Here is a 21,818-nt window from a genome sequence, read left to right on the forward strand (position 1 = left end):
TGTAGTCATTGGACGAGAATTGCTTGCGCCAGTTCCAGGTCGCCGACGCTGTGCCGGGCGCAATGGTGACGTAAGGATTGCAGGGCCGCCTCCAGCCGCGCACCGCGGATCTGGCCGTCGCTGGCGACGAAGGCGGCGGCATCGTCGCGGGCCTGGCGGACCAGTTTGCGGTCGAACGGTGCGGTGGTGACCTGGCTGGTGACATAGCCGGTGATGACCAGGCCTTGCGTGGTGGTATCCATGGCATTGGCGCTGGCCATGCCAACAACGGAGAACAGCAACGGCAACAGATAACGCATGGGCTCTACAACAGCTGGAAACATGGATGGCAAGGGTGGATGCAGCTGTGCCGGTGTGGACCAGCACAGCTGGGCGGCTCAGTCTGGATCAGAACGCCAGGATGGCCTGGGCCAGTTGCGCGTCGCTGGCCTGCAGGGCCGGCATTTGCGAGCGGATGTGCAGGAAAGCGCTTTCTAGCTTGGCGCCGCGGATGTCGCCCTGGCTGCCAACGAAGCTGGCGGCGTCGTCACGAGCGGCCTGGACGATCTTGTCGTCACGGAACGAAGAGGAAACATCGGAAGTGGCGTCGGTGGACGCGGCCACCGCGCCGACGACGGCGTCAGTGGTGACGACGAAGCTGGTGGCGTTTGCGGTGCCGGCCAGGCTCAGCATCAGAGTGGCGCCAATCAGGTATGTACGGGACATGATCGTGGACTCCTGGACTAGGGTCGGGTGGTTCTGCTGGTTCTGCTTATCGGACGCTCGCACAGCTCGTCGCGGTACTTTTAACAGTGGGTTCTACCAGACTGTTAAGCCAAGCGTATCACGCGTTGATGTATCTGGATGTTAAATGAACGGCGCGCAAATGAACTGTACTGGTACATTTTTATTTTATCAGGACTGTATATGTTGCTCTGCGAAGGGCTCTAGTACGCGCCCTGAAAACAAAAAACCCGTCGCAGTCACCTGCAACGGGTTTTTGGAATTCGCGGTGCCGGCCGCAGCCGGCAAGCCGGTGCTTAGCGCCAGAAAGGCTTGCTCAGCTCTTCGTAACGCTGCGACTCGCTGATACCAGCGTCGGCCAGCAGGCGGGCGTCCAGGCGAGCCAGTTGACGGCGGCTGGCCATGCGACGCTGCCACAGCAGCAGGGTAGACAGGGCACGCAGCGGCAGCGAAGCGTTGGATTGCTGGGCGTTGCTTTCAAAAACCAGACCGGAACTGAGGGTACGTTCCATGATGTTTCATCCTTCCGCTTATGGCGGGATTAGGTAGTGATTTAACTGGTGCCCATGATCCTCCTTCGTCGTCCATAACAGTAGATACAGTTCAGTTGAAAGACGATGGCTCAGTTAACTGTGTAACCCTACTGTTGCACTCGAAATAGGCGTAACTGTACTGCTCTGCACTTTGTTGGTGCGCTTTGGCTTGAAGAGCAGTATTTTTGGGAGAGGAAGGTTCGAAATAACCAGTACAGTAGTACAGTTTATTTCATGATTGATGAGGGATGTTGGGCAGAAAAGTTTGACTGCTGTGGCCCATTCGCTCCTACAGGGTTTTGCATAGCTTTGTAGGAGCGGGTTTACCCGCGAAGAGGCCGGAACAGCAGAAGCAGGGCCGCTGTTCCGTACCAAGCCTGAATCAGCTAGCCAGCATGCGCCCGGTTTCTTCCAGGTTTTCGTGCCAGCTCAGGGCTTCGCGCAGGATGTGCGGGGTATGGCCGCCACGCTGGCAGGCGCGATCGAAGTAGTCGTTCAGCGCAGCGCGGTAGTCTGGGTGCACGCAGTTATCGATGATCGCCCGGGCCCGCTCGCGCGGTGCCAGGCCGCGCAGGTCGGCCAGGCCTTGCTCGGTGACCAGGATGTCCACGTCGTGTTCGGTGTGGTCGACATGGCTGACCATCGGCACCACGCTGGAAATCGCGCCGCCTTTGGCAATCGACTTGGTGACGAATACGGCCAGGTGGGCGTTACGGGCAAAGTCGCCCGAGCCACCAATGCCATTCATCATCTTGGTGCCGCACACGTGGGTGGAGTTGACGTTGCCGTAGATGTCGAACTCCAGCGCGGTATTGATACCGATGATGCCCAGGCGACGCACCACTTCCGGGTGGTTGGAGATTTCCTGCGGGCGCAGTACCAGCTTGTCCTTGTAGCGCTCCAGGTTGCCGAACACGTCGGCATTGCGGCGGGTCGACAGGGTGATCGAGCTGCCCGAGGCGAAGCTGAGCTTGCCAGCGTCGATCAGGTCGAAGGTGGAGTCCTGCAGTACTTCGGAGTACATGGTCAGATCTTCGAACGGCGACTCGATCAGGCCGCACATCACCGCGTTGGCAATGCTGCCGATACCGGCCTGCAGCGGGCCGAGCTTGTTGGTCATGCGGCCAGCTTCGACTTCTTTCTTCAGGAAGTTGATCAGGTGGTCGGCGATGCCCTGGGTTTCGTCGTCCGGCGGCAGTACGGTGGACGGCGAGTCCGGCTGGTCGCTGATGACGATGCCGACGATCTTGGCCGGGTCGATCGGGATGGCGGTGCTGCCGATACGGTCATCGACCTTGACCAACGGGATTGGCGTGCGGGTCGGGCGGTAGGTCGGGATGTAGATGTCGTGCAGGCCTTCGAGGTTGGTGTTGTGCGAGAGGTTGATCTCGACGATCACCTGCTTGGCGAAGATCGCGAAGCTGGCCGAGTTGCCCACCGAGGTGGTCGGTACGATGTGGCCTTGTTCGGTGATGGCCACGGCTTCGATGACCGCGATGTCCGGCAGTTTCAGTTGCTGGTTGCGCAGTTGTTCGACAGTTTCCGACAGGTGCTGGTCGATGAACATCACCTGGCCGTCGTTGATGGCCTTGCGCAGGGTGCTGTCGACCTGGAACGGCATGCGGCGGGCCAGCACGCCGGCCTCGGTCAGTTGCTTGTCCAGGTCGTTGCCCAGGCTGGCGCCGGTCATCAGGCTGATTTTCAGTGGCGATTGCTTGGCACGCTCGGCCAGTGCATGTGGTACGGCCTTGGCTTCGCCGGCGCGGGTGAAACCGCTCATGCCGACGGTCATGCCGTCCTCGATCAGACCAGCGGCATCAGCCGCACTCATTACCTTGCTGTGCAGGGAGGACAAGCGGATACGATCACGGTACATGGATTGTTATCTCGGGCTACTGAAGCTACTGCAGCGCAGTCTAGAGATTTCGCCCGTTGCCGTCCCACGACCATGGTCGTATGAGAAGCCTTGGAATAGAGCCGTTGATCCGGATCAATAAAAGAAAAGCCCCGGCCGTTTCTGACCGGGGCTTCCTTTATATCAGCTGGTTTGCAACGGCGGCTGTCACTCCACCGCCTTCACCATGTCTTCGATGACCTTCTTGGCGTCGCCGAACACCATCATGGTCTTGTCCAGGTAGAACAGCTCGTTGTCGAGGCCGGCATAGCCGCTGGCCATGGAGCGCTTGTTGACGATGATGGTCTTGGCCTTGAACGCTTCAAGGATCGGCATGCCGGCGATCGGCGACTTGGGATCGTTCTTCGCCGCCGGGTTGACCACGTCGTTGGCGCCCAGCACCAGTACCACGTCGGCCTGGCCGAACTCGGCGTTGATGTCTTCCATTTCGAACACTTGGTCGTACGGCACTTCGGCCTCGGCCAGCAGCACGTTCATGTGCCCAGGCATACGCCCCGCCACCGGGTGGATCGCATACTTCACGGTCACGCCGTTGTGGCTCAGTTTCTCGGTCAGTTCCTTCAGCGCGTGCTGGGCACGGGCCACCGCCAGGCCGTAGCCCGGGACGATGATCACGCTGTCGGCGTTGCTCAGCAGGAAGGTGGCATCGTCGGCCGAGCCGGATTTCACCGGGCGCTGCTCTTTCGAGCCTTGTGCCGCGCCGGTATCGGTATCGCCGCCGAAGCCGCCGAGGATGACGTTGAAGAACGAACGGTTCATCGCCTTGCACATGATGTACGAGAGGATGGCACCGCTTGAGCCGACCAGGGAGCCTGCGATGATCAGCATCGAGTTGTTCAGCGAGAAGCCGATACCGGCTGCCGCCCAGCCCGAATAGCTGTTGAGCATCGACACCACCACTGGCATGTCGGCGCCACCGATCGGAATGATGATCAGCACGCCCATGATGAAGGCCAGGATCAGCATCAGGGTGAAGGCACTGTAGTGGCCGGTGAAGGTGAACAGCAGGCCCAGGGCGATGGTGGTCAGGCCGAGGATCAGGTTCAGCTTGTGCTGGCCGGCGAACTGTACTGGTGCGCCCTGGAACAGGCGGAACTTGTACTTGCCCGACAGCTTGCCGAAGGCGATCACCGAACCGGAGAAGGTAATGGCACCGATGGCAGCGCCGAGGAACAGCTCCAGGCGGTTACCGGTGGGGATCGGGTCGCTGATCGCGGCAACGATGCCCATCGATTGCGGCTCCAGCACGGCGGCGATGGCGATGAATACGGCGGCAAGGCCGATCATGCTGTGCATGAAGGCGACCAGCTCCGGCATCTTGGTCATCTCGACGCGCTTGGCCATGATCGAACCGGCGGTACCGCCGACCAGCAGGCCGACGATGACGTAACCGATGCCGGCGGTGGCGCTGCCGTTGCCAACAGAGAGCGCGCCCAGCTTATATATAAGGCCAACCGTAGTGAGGATGGCGATCCCCATGCCGATCATGCCGAACAGGTTACCGCGCCGCGAGGTGGTCGGGTGCGACAGACCCTTGAGCGCCTGGATGAAGCATACCGAGGCGACAAGGTAGAGAAGCGTTACCAGATTCATGCTCATGCTTACTTCTGCGCCTCGTTCTTGGCTTTCTTCTTGAACATCTCAAGCATGCGGCGGGTGACCAGGAAGCCACCGAACACATTGACCGCGGCCAGGGCCACGGCGAGAGTACCCATCAGTTTGCCTGCCGGGGTCACGGTCAGTGCGGCAGCCAGCATGGCGCCGACGATGACGATGGCGGAGATGGCGTTGGTCACGGCCATCAGCGGCGTGTGCAGCGCCGGGGTGACGTTCCACACCACGTGATAGCCCACATAGATGGCCAGCACGAAGATGATCAGGTTGTAGATGCCATGGGAAATCAGCATGTCTTCCATTGTCGTGCTCCTTAGCCGTTCTTGCGGACGACTTGACCATCACGGCACATGAGGCAGGCCGCGACGATATCGTCTTCGAGGTTGATGACCAACGCGCCGTCCTTGTCGAACAGCAGCTTCATGAAGTCCAGCAGGTTGCGTGCATACAGCGCCGAGGCATCGGCGCCCACCTGGGCCGGCAGGTTGGTCGGGCCGACGATGATCACGCCGTTCTCCATCACCACCTGATCAGCCACGGTCAGCGGGCAGTTGCCGCCTTGGGCTGCGGCCAGGTCGATGACCACCGAGCCGGGTTTCATCTGCGCCACGGTCTCGGCGCTGAGCAGCGTCGGCGCCTTGCGGCCGGGAATCAGCGCCGTGGTGATGACGATATCCGCCTGCTTGGCGCGCTCATGCACGGCCTGGGCCTGGCGTTGCATCCAGCTGGCCGGCATTGGTCGGGCATAGCCGCCGACGCCTTCGGCGCACTCGCGCTCCTCATCGGTTTCGTAGGGCACGTCGATGAACTTGGCGCCCAGCGACTCGATCTGCTCCTTCACGGCCGGGCGTACATCGGAGGCCTCAATCACTGCGCCCAGGCGCTTGGCCGTGGCGATGGCCTGCAGGCCGGCAACGCCTGCGCCCAGGATCAACACGCGCGCGGCCTTAACGGTACCGGCGGCGGTCATCAGCATGGGCATGAAGCGTGGGTAGTGATGGGCAGCCAGCAATACCGCCTTGTAACCGGCGATGTTGGCCTGCGACGACAGCACGTCCAGGCTCTGCGCCCGCGAGGTACGCGGCGCCGCTTCAAGGGCAAAGGCGGTAATACCGCGTTCAGCCATCTTGCCGATCAGTTCGCTGTTGAACGGGTTGAGCATGCCCACCAGAAGGCTGCCGCTGTTGATCAGCGCCAGTTCCTGGTCGTTGGGAGCGACCACCTTGAGGACCAGTTGGGCGCCGTAGGCATCGGCTGCGCTCCCCAGGGAAGCACCCACGGCCTCATAGGCACTGTCCGGAATGCTGGCGTTGAGCCCTGCCCCCCGTTGGACGGTGACCTGATGGCCCTGGCCAATCAGTTTCTTGATGGTTTCTGGGGTCGCAGCGACCCTTGTCTCACCGGTCTGCGTCTCGAGAGGAACACCAATGTGCACGACTATTTCTCCTGCGGTGACCTTTTGTCTTTGTAAAAGCCAGCACACTTCGGATGGTGCGCTGGGGCGGCTGTGGAGCGCCAACCCGCCGAATCCCGGGCGGGCGAAGCATTTTGCAGACGAAGCCAGAGGCCTTCAACCGGTTCTGGAGCGAAACGAAGTTAAAACTACAAGTCACCCTGTGACCGTATGTCGCAACGATAAGGCTGCAGCCCCTCAAGCATGGGCTATTGGCAGCTTAGGAGAAAAAATCAAAAAAATTGCGCTCAATCCGCTTATGGCTTGGTGAATGTCGCAAAATAACCTGCAAAGCCGCGTAGTCAGCAGGGTTAAAGGGTATTTTTCTGGGGTGCATAACAGTTTATGTATATGCGACAAATACATATATCTGTAGGTGTTTAAAATAATTGACTACGAAGTCAGCTTATCGCTCTTGCGGTATACGCCAGGGCCTGGCTCAGCAGCCAGTCGCGAAAGGCGCGCAGCGAGGCCGACTCCACCTTCCGCTCTGGGATCATCAGATAGTAGGCCTTGTCGCTACTCAGGGCATGTCTGTTAGCGACCACCAACCTCCCCTCCTCCAACTCGCGCTGAATCAGGAACGGCGGAATCAGGGCGATGCCCATCTGGTGCATGGCCGCCTGGGCGAGCATCGAGAATAGTTCATAGCGCGGGCCTGTCATGTCGCGCTCTACATTCATGCCGACGCTGCCGAACCATTGCCGCCAGGCATAGGGGCGCGTGCTTTGCTGCAGCAGTGGCAGTTGCGCGATGCGGCGCGCCTCGAGCATGCCCTGCCCGTCCAGCAGCGCCGGGCTGCACACTGGTACCGGGTTTTCCCCCATCAGCCGGTGCGACTGGGTACCGGACCAGTCGGCGTCGCCGAAATAGATAGCGGCGTCAAAGGTGGTGTCGGCAAACAGGAATGGCCGGGTGCGGTTTGTGAGGTTGACCGTGACCTCCGGGTGGCATTGCTGGAAGTCCTTGAGCCGCGGTAGCAGCCACTGGGTGCCGAAGGTCGGCACCACGGCCAGCTCGATCACGTTGGCGCCCTGCTGGCGCATCACCGACAGGGTGTCGCGTTCCACTGCGTCCAGTTGGGCGGCAACCTGGCGGCTATAGGAAAGGCCGGCTTCGGTCAGCTTCACGCCGCGGCGCGAGCGGCGGAACAGTTCCACATTGAGGAAGGCCTCCAGGCCGCCGATCTGCCGACAGACGGCACTCTGGGTCAGGGCGAGTTCCTGGGCGGCCTTGGTGAAGCTCTCGTTGCGTGCCGCCGCCTCGAAGCAAACCAGGGCGGCGGTACTGGGGATCTTGCGGCGCATGTACGTCAACCTCACTTGTAAGGCTGTCAATATGGCGTTTTGCCGATTCACGAAGTGACAAATTATCACTAATTGGTGCGCAATCCTCGTTTGTCGCGGCGGCCGATCAGGCCTAGGCTCAAAGGCACAAGAAACTGCCCCCTATTTCGAGGATTTCGCTCATGGCCGGTAAAGCAAGCTTCAACTGGATCGACCCGCTGCTGCTCGATCAGCAGCTCACTGAAGAAGAGCGCATGGTACGTGACAGCGCTTATCAGTTCGCCCAGGACAAGCTGGCCCCGCGTGTGCTCGAGGCCTTTCGTCATGAGCAGACTGATCCGGCGATCTTCCGCGAGATGGGTGAGGTCGGGCTGCTGGGCGCCACCATTCCCGAGCAGTACGGTGGTAGCGGCCTCAATTACGTATGCTATGGCCTGATCGCTCGCGAAGTGGAGCGTATCGACTCGGGTTACCGCTCGATGATGAGCGTGCAGTCGTCGCTGGTGATGGTGCCGATCAACGAATTCGGTACCGAGGCGCAAAAGCAGAAGTATTTGCCCAGACTGGCCAGTGGTGAGTGGATCGGTTGCTTTGGCTTGACCGAGCCGAATCACGGTTCTGACCCGGGCTCGATGATCACGCGTGCCCGGAAGGTCGATGGCGGCTACCGCCTTACCGGCAGCAAGATGTGGATCACCAACAGCCCGATCGCCGATGTGTTCGTGGTCTGGGCCAAGGATGATACGGGTGATATCCGCGGCTTTGTTCTGGAAAAGGGCTGGGAAGGCCTTAGCGCCCCGGCGATCCACGGCAAGGTCGGCCTGCGCGCCTCGATCACCGGTGAAATCGTCATGGACAATGTGTTCGTGCCGGAAGAAAACATCTTCCCGGATGTGCGCGGCCTCAAAGGTCCGTTCACCTGCCTGAACTCGGCCCGCTATGGCATCTCCTGGGGCGCATTGGGTGCCGCCGAAGCCTGCTGGCACACCGCACGTCAATACACCCTGGATCGTCAGCAGTTCGGCCGCCCGCTGGCTGCCAACCAGCTGATCCAGAAGAAGCTGGCCGACATGCAGACCGAAATCACCCTGGCGCTGCAGGGCTGCCTGCGCCTGGGGCGGATGAAGGACGAAGGTACCGCGGCGGTGGAAATCACCTCGATCATGAAGCGCAACTCCTGCGGCAAGGCGTTGGATATCGCCCGCATGGCGCGTGACATGCTGGGTGGCAATGGCATCTCCGACGAGTTCGGGGTGGCCCGTCACCTGGTCAACCTGGAGGTGGTCAACACCTATGAAGGTACCCACGACGTGCATGCACTGATCCTGGGGCGTGCGCAAACCGGTATCCAGGCCTTCTATTGATAAGGAGCCAGCCCATGGGCGCGCTATCACATCTGCGGGTGCTGGACCTTTCGCGCGTGTTGGCCGGCCCATGGTCTGGCCAGATTCTCGCTGACCTTGGCGCCGACGTGATCAAGGTCGAGCGCCCTGGCAGTGGTGACGATACCCGTTCATGGGGGCCACCTTTCCTCAAGGACACCCAGGGTGAGAACACCGGTGAGGCGGCCTATTACCTGTCGGCCAACCGTAACAAGCGCTCGGTGACCATCGACTTTACCCAGTCCGAAGGGCAGCGCCTGGTGCATGAGTTGGCGGCGAAGTCGGATATCGTCATCGAAAACTTCAAGGTGGGTGGGTTGGCTGCCTATGGGCTGGACTATCAGAGCCTGAAGGCGGTCAACCCGCGGCTTATCTATTGTTCCATCACCGGCTTCGGTCAGACTGGGCCTTATGCCAAGCGCGCGGGTTATGACTTCATGATCCAGGGTTTGGGCGGGCTGATGAGCCTGACCGGTCGCCCGGAGGGCGAGGAAGGTGCGGGGCCGGTCAAGGTTGGGGTGGCACTGACCGACATCCTGACCGGGTTGTATTCCACGGTAGCCATCCTTGCTGCGCTCGCCCATCGGGACCAGACCGGGGTGGGCCAGCATGTCGACATGGCGTTGCTCGATGTGCAGGTAGCCTGCTTGGCGAACCAGGCGATGAACTACCTGACCACGGGCAACCCGCCTCGCCGCCTGGGGAATGCGCATCCCAATATCGTGCCTTACCAGGATTTTCCGACGGCGGATGGCGACTTCATTCTTACCGTGGGTAACGATAGCCAGTTTCGCAGGTTCGCCGAGGTGGCCGGGCAGCCGCAATGGGCGGATGATCCGCGTTTCGTTACCAACAAGCTGCGGGTGGCCAACCGGGCCGAGCTGATTCCATTGATCCGCCAGGCTACGGTGTTCAAGACCACGGCCGAGTGGGTGAGCCAGCTGGAGGCTGCGGGGGTGCCGTGTGGGCCTATCAATGACCTGGCGCAGATGTTCCAGGATCCTCAGGTGCTGGCTCGTGGGTTGGCGGTGAATATTCCGCATCCATTGGCGGGTAGCGTGCCGCAGGTGGCGAGCCCGATACGGTTGTCGGAGACACCGGTGGAATATCGCCGGGCGCCGCCGCTGCTGGGCGAGCATACCGAGATGGTGCTGGGGGAGGTGTTGGGCCTGGATACCGCTGAGGTGCAGCGCTTGCGTGGTGCTGGTGTGCTCTAGAGGCAGCGGGTTTTACTGAAAAGCGGGGAGGCCGTCAGGCCTCCCTGCTTTGCTTTTAGGGTTTTGGCTGCTTGGTTGAGGCAGGGCGCTCAGGGGCTGTTTTGAGATGGTGTTGGCTTTGAGAGGTGCCTGCCTTGGGTTCTCTGGCGCTCGATCTCATAGGCGCAGAATGTGTTGTGGCGAGCACCTGGTGGCCCTGATGCCATCTTTTCCTCTTATATTTCACTTTCTTGAAATTAAAGGTTGACGGGCTTCCTAATCCCCTTATAATGCGCCGCACTTCCAGCGTAGTCGGAAAGAAAAACTCCTTGAAATTCAAAGAGTTAAGCTATCCAGGTAGTACTGGAGGCGCTTCGATCCTTCGGTCGATAGCGGTCGAGATGATGGTTGACAGCGCTTCTAAACGCTGTATGATTCGCCTCCCGCTACGAGAGATCGCAGCGAGTCAAGTGTTTGAAGCTAAACGAGTTTCTCGCCAAAAACTTCAAAATAAACGCTTGACAGCAAATGAGGAAAGCGTAGAATGCGCGCCTCGGTTGAGACGAAAAGCTCTTAACCAACCGCTCTTTAACAAATCGAATCAAGCAATTCGTGTGGGTGCTTGTGAGTACGGACTGATAGTCAAAAAGATTATCAGCATCACAAGTGGCCATGCGAGAAATCACATAGTCATTTGAGATTGCTGAGCCAAGTTTAGGGTTTCTTAAAAACCCAAGCAGTATTGAACTGAAGAGTTTGATCATGGCTCAGATTGAACGCTGGCGGCAGGCCTAACACATGCAAGTCGAGCGGATGACGGGAGCTTGCTCCTTGATTCAGCGGCGGACGGGTGAGTAATGCCTAGGAATCTGCCTGGTAGTGGGGGACAACGTTTCGAAAGGAACGCTAATACCGCATACGTCCTACGGGAGAAAGCAGGGGACCTTCGGGCCTTGCGCTATCAGATGAGCCTAGGTCGGATTAGCTAGTTGGTGAGGTAATGGCTCACCAAGGCGACGATCCGTAACTGGTCTGAGAGGATGATCAGTCACACTGGAACTGAGACACGGTCCAGACTCCTACGGGAGGCAGCAGTGGGGAATATTGGACAATGGGCGAAAGCCTGATCCAGCCATGCCGCGTGTGTGAAGAAGGTCTTCGGATTGTAAAGCACTTTAAGTTGGGAGGAAGGGCAGTAAGTTAATACCTTGCTGTTTTGACGTTACCGACAGAATAAGCACCGGCTAACTCTGTGCCAGCAGCCGCGGTAATACAGAGGGTGCAAGCGTTAATCGGAATTACTGGGCGTAAAGCGCGCGTAGGTGGTTCGTTAAGTTGGATGTGAAAGCCCCGGGCTCAACCTGGGAACTGCATCCAAAACTGGCGAGCTAGAGTACGGTAGAGGGTGGTGGAATTTCCTGTGTAGCGGTGAAATGCGTAGATATAGGAAGGAACACCAGTGGCGAAGGCGACCACCTGGACTGATACTGACACTGAGGTGCGAAAGCGTGGGGAGCAAACAGGATTAGATACCCTGGTAGTCCACGCCGTAAACGATGTCAACTAGCCGTTGGAATCCTTGAGATTTTAGTGGCGCAGCTAACGCATTAAGTTGACCGCCTGGGGAGTACGGCCGCAAGGTTAAAACTCAAATGAATTGACGGGGGCCCGCACAAGCGGTGGAGCATGTGGTTTAATTCGAAGCAACGCGAAGAACCTTACCAGGCCTTGACATGCAGAGAACTTTCCAGAGATGGATTGGTGCCTTCGGGAACTCTGACACAGGTGCTGCATGGCTGTCGTCAGCTCGTGTCGTGAGATGTTGGGTTAAGTCCCGTAACGAGCGCAACCCTTGTCCTTAGTTACCAGCACGTCATGGTGGGCACTCTAAGGAGACTGCCGGTGACAAACCGGAGGAAGGTGGGGATGACGTCAAGTCATCATGGCCCTTACGGCCTGGGCTACACACGTGCTACAATGGTCGGTACAGAGGGTTGCCAAGCCGCGAGGTGGAGCTAATCTCACAAAACCGATCGTAGTCCGGATCGCAGTCTGCAACTCGACTGCGTGAAGTCGGAATCGCTAGTAATCGCGAATCAGAATGTCGCGGTGAATACGTTCCCGGGCCTTGTACACACCGCCCGTCACACCATGGGAGTGGGTTGCACCAGAAGTAGCTAGTCTAACCTTCGGGAGGACGGTTACCACGGTGTGATTCATGACTGGGGTGAAGTCGTAACAAGGTAGCCGTAGGGGAACCTGCGGCTGGATCACCTCCTTAATCGACGACATCAGCCTACTGATGAGCTCCCACACGAATTGCTTGATTCATTGTAAAAGACGATGCTGTAACGCGACCCTGTTATAGGTCTGTAGCTCAGTTGGTTAGAGCGCACCCCTGATAAGGGTGAGGTCGGCAGTTCAAATCTGCCCAGACCTACCATTACATGGTTCAGCCGTAGAATACGGGGCCATAGCTCAGCTGGGAGAGCGCCTGCCTTGCACGCAGGAGGTCAGCGGTTCGATCCCGCTTGGCTCCACCACTTTCTGCGGTTGTGAAGTGTTGCACTTGATCAGAACTTAGAAATGAACATTCCAGTGTGAATGTTGATTTCTGGCTTTTGTCAGATCGTTCTTTAAAAATTCGGATATGTGATAGATATAGACTGATGACCAGTTTCACTGCTGGAAATCAGGCTAAGGTAAAATTTGTGAGTTCTGCGCGCAAGCGCAACATGCGAATTTTCGGCGAATGTCGTCTTCACAGTATAACCAGATTGCTTGGGGTTATATGGTCAAGTGAAGAAGCGCATACGGTGGATGCCTTGGCAGTCAGAGGCGATGAAAGACGTGGTAGCCTGCGATAAGCTCTGGGGAGTCGGCAAACAGACTGTGATCCAGAGATCTCTGAATGGGGGAACCCACTCAGCACAAGCTGAGTATCTTGTACTGAATACATAGGTGCAAGAGGCGAACCAGGGGAACTGAAACATCTAAGTACCCTGAGGAAAAGAAATCAACCGAGATTCCCTTAGTAGTGGCGAGCGAACGGGGACCAGCCCTTAAGTTGGTTTGAGATTAGTGGAACGCTCTGGAAAGTGTGGCCATAGTGGGTGATAGCCCCGTACACGAAAATCTCTTGTCAATGAAATCGAGTAGGACGGAGCACGAGAAACTTTGTCTGAATATGGGGGGACCATCCTCCAAGGCTAAATACTACTGACTGACCGATAGTGAACCAGTACCGTGAGGGAAAGGCGAAAAGAACCCCGGAGAGGGGAGTGAAATAGAACCTGAAACCGTATGCGTACAAGCAGTGGGAGCCTACTTTGTTAGGTGACTGCGTACCTTTTGTATAATGGGTCAGCGACTTATATTCAGTGGCGAGCTTAACCGAATAGGGGAGGCGTAGCGAAAGCGAGTCTTAATAGGGCGTTTAGTCGCTGGGTATAGACCCGAAACCGGGCGATCTATCCATGGGCAGGTTGAAGGTTAGGTAACACTGACTGGAGGACCGAACCGACTACCGTTGAAAAGTTAGCGGATGACCTGTGGATCGGAGTGAAAGGCTAATCAAGCTCGGAGATAGCTGGTTCTCCTCGAAAGCTATTTAGGTAGCGCCTCATGTATCACTCCAGGGGGTAGAGCACTGTTTCGGCTAGGGGGTCATCCCGACTTACCAAACCGATGCAAACTCCGAATACCTGGAAGTGCCGAGCATGGGAGACACACGGCGGGTGCTAACGTCCGTCGTGAAAAGGGAAACAACCCAGACCGTCAGCTAAGGTCCCAAAGTCATGGTTAAGTGGGAAACGATGTGGGAAGGCTTAGACAGCTAGGAGGTTGGCTTAGAAGCAGCCACCCTTTAAAGAAAGCGTAATAGCTCACTAGTCGAGTCGGCCTGCGCGGAAGATGTAACGGGGCTCAAACCATGCACCGAAGCTACGGGTATCACCTTTTGGTGATGCGGTAGAGGAGCGTTCTGTAAGCCTGTGAAGGTGAGTTGAGAAGCTTGCTGGAGGTATCAGAAGTGCGAATGCTGACATGAGTAACGACAATGCGAGTGAAAAACTCGCACGCCGAAAGACCAAGGTTTCCTGCGCAACGTTAATCGACGCAGGGTTAGTCGGTCCCTAAGGCGAGGCTGAAAAGCGTAGTCGATGGAAAACAGGTTAATATTCCTGTACTTCCAGTTATTGCGATGGAGGGACGGAGAAGGTTAGGCCAGCCTGGCGTTGGTTGTCCAGGTTTAAGGTGGTAGGCTGAAATCTTAGGCAAATCCGGGATTTCAAGGCCGAGAGCTGATGACGAGTTGCCTTTAGGCGACGAAGTGGTTGATACCATGCTTCCAAGAAAAGCTCCTAAGCTTCAGATAACTGGGAACCGTACCCCAAACCGACACAGGTGGTTAGGTAGAGAATACCAAGGCGCTTGAGAGAACTCGGGTGAAGGAACTAGGCAAAATGGCACCGTAACTTCGGGAGAAGGTGCGCCGGCGAGGGTGAAGGACTTGCTCCGTAAGCCCATGCCGGTCGAAGATACCAGGCCGCTGCGACTGTTTATTAAAAACACAGCACTCTGCAAACACGAAAGTGGACGTATAGGGTGTGACGCCTGCCCGGTGCCGGAAGGTTAATTGATGGGGTTAGCGCAAGCGAAGCTCTTGATCGAAGCCCCGGTAAACGGCGGCCGTAACTATAACGGTCCTAAGGTAGCGAAATTCCTTGTCGGGTAAGTTCCGACCTGCACGAATGGCGTAACGATGGCGGCGCTGTCTCCACCCGAGACTCAGTGAAATTGAAATCGCTGTGAAGATGCAGTGTATCCGCGGCTAGACGGAAAGACCCCGTGAACCTTTACTATAGCTTTGCACTGGACTTTGAATTTGCTTGTGTAGGATAGGTGGGAGGCTTTGAAGTGGGGACGCCAGTTCTCATGGAGCCATCCTTGAAATACCACCCTGGCAACTTTGAGGTTCTAACTCAGGTCCGTGATCCGGATCGAGGACAGTGTATGGTGGGTAGTTTGACTGGGGCGGTCTCCTCCCAAAGAGTAACGGAGGAGTACGAAGGTGCGCTCAGACCGGTCGGAAATCGGTCGTAGAGTATAAAGGCAAAAGCGCGCTTGACTGCGAGACCAACACGTCGAGCAGGTACGAAAGTAGGTCTTAGTGATCCGGTGGTTCTGTATGGAAGGGCCATCGCTCAACGGATAAAAGGTACTCCGGGGATAACAGGCTGATACCGCCCAAGAGTTCATATCGACGGCGGTGTTTGGCACCTCGATGTCGGCTCATCACATCCTGGGGCTGAAGCCGGTCCCAAGGGTATGGCTGTTCGCCATTTAAAGTGGTACGCGAGCTGGGTTTAGAACGTCGTGAGACAGTTCGGTCCCTATCTGCCGTGGACGTTTGAGATTTGAGAGGGGCTGCTCCTAGTACGAGAGGACCGGAGTGGACGAACCTCTGGTGTTCCGGTTGTCACGCCAGTGGCATTGCCGGGTAGCTATGTTCGGAAGAGATAACCGCTGAAAGCATCTAAGCGGGAAACTTGCCTCAAGATGAGATCTCACTGGGATCTTGAATCCCCTGAAGGGCCGTCGAAGACTACGACGTTGATAGGTTGGGTGTGTAAGCGCTGTGAGGCGTTGAGCTAACCAATACTAATTGCCCGTGAGGCTTGACCATATAACACCCAAGCAATTTGCCAAGCGCAGATTGCGGTGGTGAAGACGAAAGAACCGAAAGTTCGCAACCACAAATATCGCATATCCGGATTCGCTGGGCTGTCCATCTGGACATTCTGGCAACAGAATTTCTTGACGACCATAGAGCATTGGAACCACCTGATCCCATCCCGAACTCAGCAGTGAAACGATGCATCGCCGATGGTAGTGTGGGGTTTCCCCATGTGAGAGTAGGTCATCGTCAAGATTCATTTCGCAAAACCCCTATCTGCACATGCAGGTAGGGGTTTTGTCTTTAAGTAGAAGCTATCGCTTCTCCTGGTAGGCTACGCAGCCAGCCAGTGGTGGTAAAAAGGTGGTTGACAGCGTTTTTGAATGCTGTATTATTCACCTCCCGCGACGAGAGATCGAAGCGAGTCAAGTGTCTGAAGTTAAACGAGTTTCTCGCCAAAAACTTCAAAATAAACGCTTGACAGCAAATGAGGAAAGCGTAGAATGCGCGCCTCGGTTGAGACGAAAAGCTCTTAACCAACCGCTCTTTAACAAATCGAATCAAGCAATTCGTGTGGGTGCTTGTGAGTACGGACTGATAGTCAAAAAGATTATCAGCATCACAAGTGGCCATGCGAGAAATCACATAGTCATTTGAGATTGCTGAGCCAAGTTTAGGGTTTCTTAAAAACCCAAGCAGTATTGAACTGAAGAGTTTGATCATGGCTCAGATTGAACGCTGGCGGCAGGCCTAACACATGCAAGTCGAGCGGATGACGGGAGCTTGCTCCTTGATTCAGCGGCGGACGGGTGAGTAATGCCTAGGAATCTGCCTGGTAGTGGGGGACAACGTTTCGAAAGGAACGCTAATACCGCATACGTCCTACGGGAGAAAGCAGGGGACCTTCGGGCCTTGCGCTATCAGATGAGCCTAGGTCGGATTAGCTAGTTGGTGGGGTAATGGCTCACCAAGGCGACGATCCGTAACTGGTCTGAGAGGATGATCAGTCACACTGGAACTGAGACACGGTCCAGACTCCTACGGGAGGCAGCAGTGGGGAATATTGGACAATGGGCGAAAGCCTGATCCAGCCATGCCGCGTGTGTGAAGAAGGTCTTCGGATTGTAAAGCACTTTAAGTTGGGAGGAAGGGCAGTAAGTTAATACCTTGCTGTTTTGACGTTACCGACAGAATAAGCACCGGCTAACTCTGTGCCAGCAGCCGCGGTAATACAGAGGGTGCAAGCGTTAATCGGAATTACTGGGCGTAAAGCGCGCGTAGGTGGTTCGTTAAGTTGGATGTGAAAGCCCCGGGCTCAACCTGGGAACTGCATCCAAAACTGGCGAGCTAGAGTACGGTAGAGGGTGGTGGAATTTCCTGTGTAGCGGTGAAATGCGTAGATATAGGAAGGAACACCAGTGGCGAAGGCGACCACCTGGACTGATACTGACACTGAGGTGCGAAAGCGTGGGGAGCAAACAGGATTAGATACCCTGGTAGTCCACGCCGTAAACGATGTCAACTAGCCGTTGGAATCCTTGAGATTTTAGTGGCGCAGCTAACGCATTAAGTTGACCGCCTGGGGAGTACGGCCGCAAGGTTAAAACTCAAATGAATTGACGGGGGCCCGCACAAGCGGTGGAGCATGTGGTTTAATTCGAAGCAACGCGAAGAACCTTACCAGGCCTTGACATGCAGAGAACTTTCCAGAGATGGATTGGTGCCTTCGGGAACTCTGACACAGGTGCTGCATGGCTGTCGTCAGCTCGTGTCGTGAGATGTTGGGTTAAGTCCCGTAACGAGCGCAACCCTTGTCCTTAGTTACCAGCACGTCATGGTGGGCACTCTAAGGAGACTGCCGGTGACAAACCGGAGGAAGGTGGGGATGACGTCAAGTCATCATGGCCCTTACGGCCTGGGCTACACACGTGCTACAATGGTCGGTACAGAGGGTTGCCAAGCCGCGAGGTGGAGCTAATCTCACAAAACCGATCGTAGTCCGGATCGCAGTCTGCAACTCGACTGCGTGAAGTCGGAATCGCTAGTAATCGCGAATCAGAATGTCGCGGTGAATACGTTCCCGGGCCTTGTACACACCGCCCGTCACACCATGGGAGTGGGTTGCACCAGAAGTAGCTAGTCTAACCTTCGGGAGGACGGTTACCACGGTGTGATTCATGACTGGGGTGAAGTCGTAACAAGGTAGCCGTAGGGGAACCTGCGGCTGGATCACCTCCTTAATCGACGACATCAGCCTGCTGATGAGCTCCCACACGAATTGCTTGATTCATGGTTGAAGGCGATCAAGGTCTCTATAGATCTAATGTTGTTCCTGATCAGAACTTGGAAATGAGCATTCGCTTCGAATGTTGATTTCTGACTTTTGTCAGATCGTTCTTTAAAAATTCGGATATGTGATAGATATAGACTGATGACCAGTTTCACTGCTGGTTAATCAGGCTAAGGTAAAATTTGTGAGTTCTGCTCTTAATTGAGCGAAATGCGAATTTTCGGCGAATGTCGTCTTCACAGTATAACCAGATTGCTTGGGGTTATATGGTCAAGTGAAGAAGCGCATACGGTGGATGCCTTGGCAGTCAGAGGCGATGAAAGACGTGGTAGCCTGCGATAAGCTCTGGGGAGTCGGCAAACAGACTGTGATCCAGAGATCTCTGAATGGGGGAACCCACTCAGCACAAGCTGAGTATCTTGTACTGAATACATAGGTGCAAGAGGCGAACCAGGGGAACTGAAACATCTAAGTACCCTGAGGAAAAGAAATCAACCGAGATTCCCTTAGTAGTGGCGAGCGAACGGGGACCAGCCCTTAAGTTGGTTTGAGATTAGTGGAACGCTCTGGAAAGTGTGGCCATAGTGGGTGATAGCCCCGTACACGAAAATCTCTTGTCAATGAAATCGAGTAGGACGGAGCACGAGAAACTTTGTCTGAATATGGGGGGACCATCCTCCAAGGCTAAATACTACTGACTGACCGATAGTGAACCAGTACCGTGAGGGAAAGGCGAAAAGAACCCCGGAGAGGGGAGTGAAATAGAACCTGAAACCGTATGCGTACAAGCAGTGGGAGCCTACTTTGTTAGGTGACTGCGTACCTTTTGTATAATGGGTCAGCGACTTATATTCAGTGGCGAGCTTAACCGAATAGGGGAGGCGTAGCGAAAGCGAGTCTTAATAGGGCGTTTAGTCGCTGGGTATAGACCCGAAACCGGGCGATCTATCCATGGGCAGGTTGAAGGTTAGGTAACACTGACTGGAGGACCGAACCGACTACCGTTGAAAAGTTAGCGGATGACCTGTGGATCGGAGTGAAAGGCTAATCAAGCTCGGAGATAGCTGGTTCTCCTCGAAAGCTATTTAGGTAGCGCCTCATGTATCACTCCAGGGGGTAGAGCACTGTTTCGGCTAGGGGGTCATCCCGACTTACCAAACCGATGCAAACTCCGAATACCTGGAAGTGCCGAGCATGGGAGACACACGGCGGGTGCTAACGTCCGTCGTGAAAAGGGAAACAACCCAGACCGTCAGCTAAGGTCCCAAAGTCATGGTTAAGTGGGAAACGATGTGGGAAGGCTTAGACAGCTAGGAGGTTGGCTTAGAAGCAGCCACCCTTTAAAGAAAGCGTAATAGCTCACTAGTCGAGTCGGCCTGCGCGGAAGATGTAACGGGGCTCAAACCATGCACCGAAGCTACGGGTATCACCTTTTGGTGATGCGGTAGAGGAGCGTTCTGTAAGCCTGTGAAGGTGAGTTGAGAAGCTTGCTGGAGGTATCAGAAGTGCGAATGCTGACATGAGTAACGACAATGCGAGTGAAAAACTCGCACGCCGAAAGACCAAGGTTTCCTGCGCAACGTTAATCGACGCAGGGTTAGTCGGTCCCTAAGGCGAGGCTGAAAAGCGTAGTCGATGGAAAACAGGTTAATATTCCTGTACTTCCAGTTATTGCGATGGAGGGACGGAGAAGGTTAGGCCAGCCTGGCGTTGGTTGTCCAGGTTTAAGGTGGTAGGCTGAAATCTTAGGCAAATCCGGGATTTCAAGGCCGAGAGCTGATGACGAGTTGCCTTTAGGCGACGAAGTGGTTGATACCATGCTTCCAAGAAAAGCTCCTAAGCTTCAGATAACTGGGAACCGTACCCCAAACCGACACAGGTGGTTAGGTAGAGAATACCAAGGCGCTTGAGAGAACTCGGGTGAAGGAACTAGGCAAAATGGCACCGTAACTTCGGGAGAAGGTGCGCCGGCGAGGGTGAAGGACTTGCTCCGTAAGCCCATGCCGGTCGAAGATACCAGGCCGCTGCGACTGTTTATTAAAAACACAGCACTCTGCAAACACGAAAGTGGACGTATAGGGTGTGACGCCTGCCCGGTGCCGGAAGGTTAATTGATGGGGTTAGCGCAAGCGAAGCTCTTGATCGAAGCCCCGGTAAACGGCGGCCGTAACTATAACGGTCCTAAGGTAGCGAAATTCCTTGTCGGGTAAGTTCCGACCTGCACGAATGGCGTAACGATGGCGGCGCTGTCTCCACCCGAGACTCAGTGAAATTGAAATCGCTGTGAAGATGCAGTGTATCCGCGGCTAGACGGAAAGACCCCGTGAACCTTTACTATAGCTTTGCACTGGACTTTGAATTTGCTTGTGTAGGATAGGTGGGAGGCTTTGAAGTGGGGACGCCAGTTCTCATGGAGCCATCCTTGAAATACCACCCTGGCAACTTTGAGGTTCTAACTCAGGTCCGTGATCCGGATCGAGGACAGTGTATGGTGGGTAGTTTGACTGGGGCGGTCTCCTCCCAAAGAGTAACGGAGGAGTACGAAGGTGCGCTCAGACCGGTCGGAAATCGGTCGTAGAGTATAAAGGCAAAAGCGCGCTTGACTGCGAGACCAACACGTCGAGCAGGTACGAAAGTAGGTCTTAGTGATCCGGTGGTTCTGTATGGAAGGGCCATCGCTCAACGGATAAAAGGTACTCCGGGGATAACAGGCTGATACCGCCCAAGAGTTCATATCGACGGCGGTGTTTGGCACCTCGATGTCGGCTCATCACATCCTGGGGCTGAAGCCGGTCCCAAGGGTATGGCTGTTCGCCATTTAAAGTGGTACGCGAGCTGGGTTTAGAACGTCGTGAGACAGTTCGGTCCCTATCTGCCGTGGACGTTTGAGATTTGAGAGGGGCTGCTCCTAGTACGAGAGGACCGGAGTGGACGAACCTCTGGTGTTCCGGTTGTCACGCCAGTGGCATTGCCGGGTAGCTATGTTCGGAAGAGATAACCGCTGAAAGCATCTAAGCGGGAAACTTGCCTCAAGATGAGATCTCACTGGGATCTTGAATCCCCTGAAGGGCCGTCGAAGACTACGACGTTGATAGGTTGGGTGTGTAAGCGCTGTGAGGCGTTGAGCTAACCAATACTAATTGCCCGTGAGGCTTGACCATATAACACCCAAGCAATTTGCCAAGCGCAGATTGCGGTGGTGAAGACGAAAGAACCGAAAGTTCGCAACCACAAATTCACATATCCGAATTCGCTGGGCTGTCCATCTGGACATTCTGGCAACAGAATTTCTTGACGACCATAGAGCATTGGAACCACCTGATCCCATCCCGAACTCAGCAGTGAAACGATGCATCGCCGATGGTAGTGTGGGGTTTCCCCATGTGAGAGTAGGTCATCGTCAAGATTCATTTCGCAAACCCCTATCTGCGCATGCAGGTAGGGGTTTTGCCTTTAAGTAGGAACTACAGAGATTCGCAGGCACGTCCGAGGGACGGGCCAGCACACAGAATTTCTTGACGACCATAGAGCATTGGAACCACCTGATCCCATCCCGAACTCAGCAGTGAAACGATGCATCGCCGATGGTAGTGTGGGGTTTCCCCATGTGAGAGTAGGTCATCGTCAAGATTCAAACCCAAAGCCCCTGTCTGCGATGCAGACAGGGGCTTTGTCTTTTCCGGGCCTAAAGCTCCCAAGGTATATGCGGTTCCTGTGGGAGCGGCCTTGCGTCGCGATCGGGCGCGCAG

The 21,818-nt window shown here is 55.9% G+C and carries 11 protein-coding genes, 2 tRNA genes and 7 rRNA genes; 12 read left to right on the top strand and 8 right to left on the bottom strand.

The window, feature by feature from the left end; all coding sequences use genetic code 11:
* Window positions 1–5: 5 nt before the first annotated feature.
* The 7 genes from NY023_RS00540 to NY023_RS00570 all read right to left on the bottom strand — a co-directional run bounded on the left by NY023_RS00540 (window position 6) and on the right by NY023_RS00570 (window position 6,220).
* Window positions 6–299 (bottom strand): DUF2388 domain-containing protein, encoded by a 294-nt coding sequence (locus NY023_RS00540; RefSeq protein WP_013970342.1) that lies wholly within the window; start codon window positions 297–299, stop codon window positions 6–8.
* A gap of 88 nt (window positions 300–387) precedes the next feature.
* The gene (locus tag NY023_RS00545) at window positions 388–705 is read right to left on the bottom strand and encodes a DUF2388 domain-containing protein (RefSeq protein ID WP_044046867.1); all 318 of its coding nucleotides are present in this window, start codon (window positions 703–705) and stop codon (window positions 388–390) included.
* A gap of 314 nt (window positions 706–1,019) precedes the next feature.
* Window positions 1,020–1,235 carry a DUF1127 domain-containing protein gene (locus NY023_RS00550; RefSeq protein WP_003256968.1) on the bottom strand — a complete coding sequence of 72 codons (216 nt, stop codon included), beginning with the start codon at window positions 1,233–1,235 and terminating at the stop codon, window positions 1,020–1,022.
* A 403-nt stretch (window positions 1,236–1,638) separates the two neighbouring features.
* Window positions 1,639–3,132, bottom strand: a complete 1,494-nt coding sequence (locus tag NY023_RS00555) for an acetyl-CoA hydrolase/transferase family protein (protein WP_013970344.1) — start codon at window positions 3,130–3,132, stop codon at window positions 1,639–1,641.
* Between the two features lie 186 nt (window positions 3,133–3,318).
* Window positions 3,319–4,770: an NAD(P)(+) transhydrogenase (Re/Si-specific) subunit beta gene (locus tag NY023_RS00560; RefSeq protein ID WP_013970345.1), complete on the bottom strand. Its 1,452-nt coding sequence runs from the start codon at window positions 4,768–4,770 to the stop codon at window positions 3,319–3,321.
* Between the two features lie 2 nt (window positions 4,771–4,772).
* Window positions 4,773–5,087, bottom strand: a complete 315-nt coding sequence (locus NY023_RS00565) for an NAD(P) transhydrogenase subunit alpha (protein WP_013970346.1) — start codon at window positions 5,085–5,087, stop codon at window positions 4,773–4,775.
* An 11-nt stretch (window positions 5,088–5,098) separates the two neighbouring features.
* Complete coding sequence (locus NY023_RS00570; protein ID WP_013970347.1) at window positions 5,099–6,220, bottom strand: Re/Si-specific NAD(P)(+) transhydrogenase subunit alpha; 1,122 nt, start codon at window positions 6,218–6,220, stop codon at window positions 5,099–5,101.
* Between NY023_RS00570 and NY023_RS00575 the strand changes: the two genes are divergently transcribed.
* On the top strand, window positions 6,213–6,509 hold the full coding sequence (locus NY023_RS00575; RefSeq protein ID WP_144084452.1) for a hypothetical protein: 297 nt from the start codon (window positions 6,213–6,215) through the stop codon (window positions 6,507–6,509). The two genes, NY023_RS00570 and NY023_RS00575, sit on opposite strands and share 8 nt — an antisense overlap.
* A 130-nt stretch (window positions 6,510–6,639) precedes the next feature.
* On the opposite strand, the gene NY023_RS00580 is transcribed toward NY023_RS00575, so the two are convergent.
* A complete protein-coding gene (locus tag NY023_RS00580; RefSeq protein ID WP_013970348.1) occupies window positions 6,640–7,545 on the bottom strand; it encodes a LysR family transcriptional regulator in 906 nt (301 codons plus the stop codon).
* Between the two features lie 161 nt (window positions 7,546–7,706).
* Between NY023_RS00580 and NY023_RS00585 the strand changes: the two genes are divergently transcribed.
* From NY023_RS00585 to rrf (NY023_RS00635), 11 genes are all read left to right on the top strand, one after another.
* Window positions 7,707–8,888: an acyl-CoA dehydrogenase gene (locus NY023_RS00585; RefSeq protein WP_013970349.1), complete on the top strand. Its 1,182-nt coding sequence runs from the start codon at window positions 7,707–7,709 to the stop codon at window positions 8,886–8,888.
* 14 nt (window positions 8,889–8,902) lie between these two features.
* Entirely contained in the window at window positions 8,903–10,123 is a 1,221-nt protein-coding gene (locus NY023_RS00590) for a CaiB/BaiF CoA transferase family protein (RefSeq protein ID WP_013970350.1), read from the top strand.
* Window positions 10,124–10,846: 723 nt separating this feature from the next.
* Window positions 10,847–12,383: ribosomal RNA gene (locus tag NY023_RS00595) — 16S ribosomal RNA — on the top strand.
* A gap of 85 nt (window positions 12,384–12,468) precedes the next feature.
* Window positions 12,469–12,545, top strand: a tRNA-Ile gene (locus NY023_RS00600).
* 24 nt (window positions 12,546–12,569) lie between these two features.
* Window positions 12,570–12,645 (top strand) — tRNA-Ala (locus NY023_RS00605).
* A gap of 250 nt (window positions 12,646–12,895) precedes the next feature.
* Window positions 12,896–15,788: ribosomal RNA gene (locus NY023_RS00610) — 23S ribosomal RNA — on the top strand.
* A 130-nt stretch (window positions 15,789–15,918) separates the two neighbouring features.
* Window positions 15,919–16,034: ribosomal RNA gene (gene rrf, locus NY023_RS00615) — 5S ribosomal RNA — on the top strand.
* A 448-nt stretch (window positions 16,035–16,482) separates the two neighbouring features.
* A 16S ribosomal RNA gene (locus tag NY023_RS00620) occupies window positions 16,483–18,019 on the top strand.
* 318 nt (window positions 18,020–18,337) lie between these two features.
* A 23S ribosomal RNA gene (locus NY023_RS00625) occupies window positions 18,338–21,230 on the top strand.
* 129 nt (window positions 21,231–21,359) lie between these two features.
* Window positions 21,360–21,475: ribosomal RNA gene (gene rrf, locus NY023_RS00630) — 5S ribosomal RNA — on the top strand.
* Window positions 21,476–21,583: 108 nt separating this feature from the next.
* Window positions 21,584–21,699, top strand: a 5S ribosomal RNA gene (gene rrf, locus NY023_RS00635).
* Together the 16S, 23S and 5S rRNA genes with 2 tRNA genes alongside form the textbook arrangement of a ribosomal RNA operon.
* Window positions 21,700–21,818: the final 119 nt, after the last annotated feature.

Source organism: Pseudomonas sp. NBB (assembly GCF_032701105.1).
Classification (GTDB): domain Bacteria; phylum Pseudomonadota; class Gammaproteobacteria; order Pseudomonadales; family Pseudomonadaceae; genus Aquipseudomonas; species Aquipseudomonas asiatica.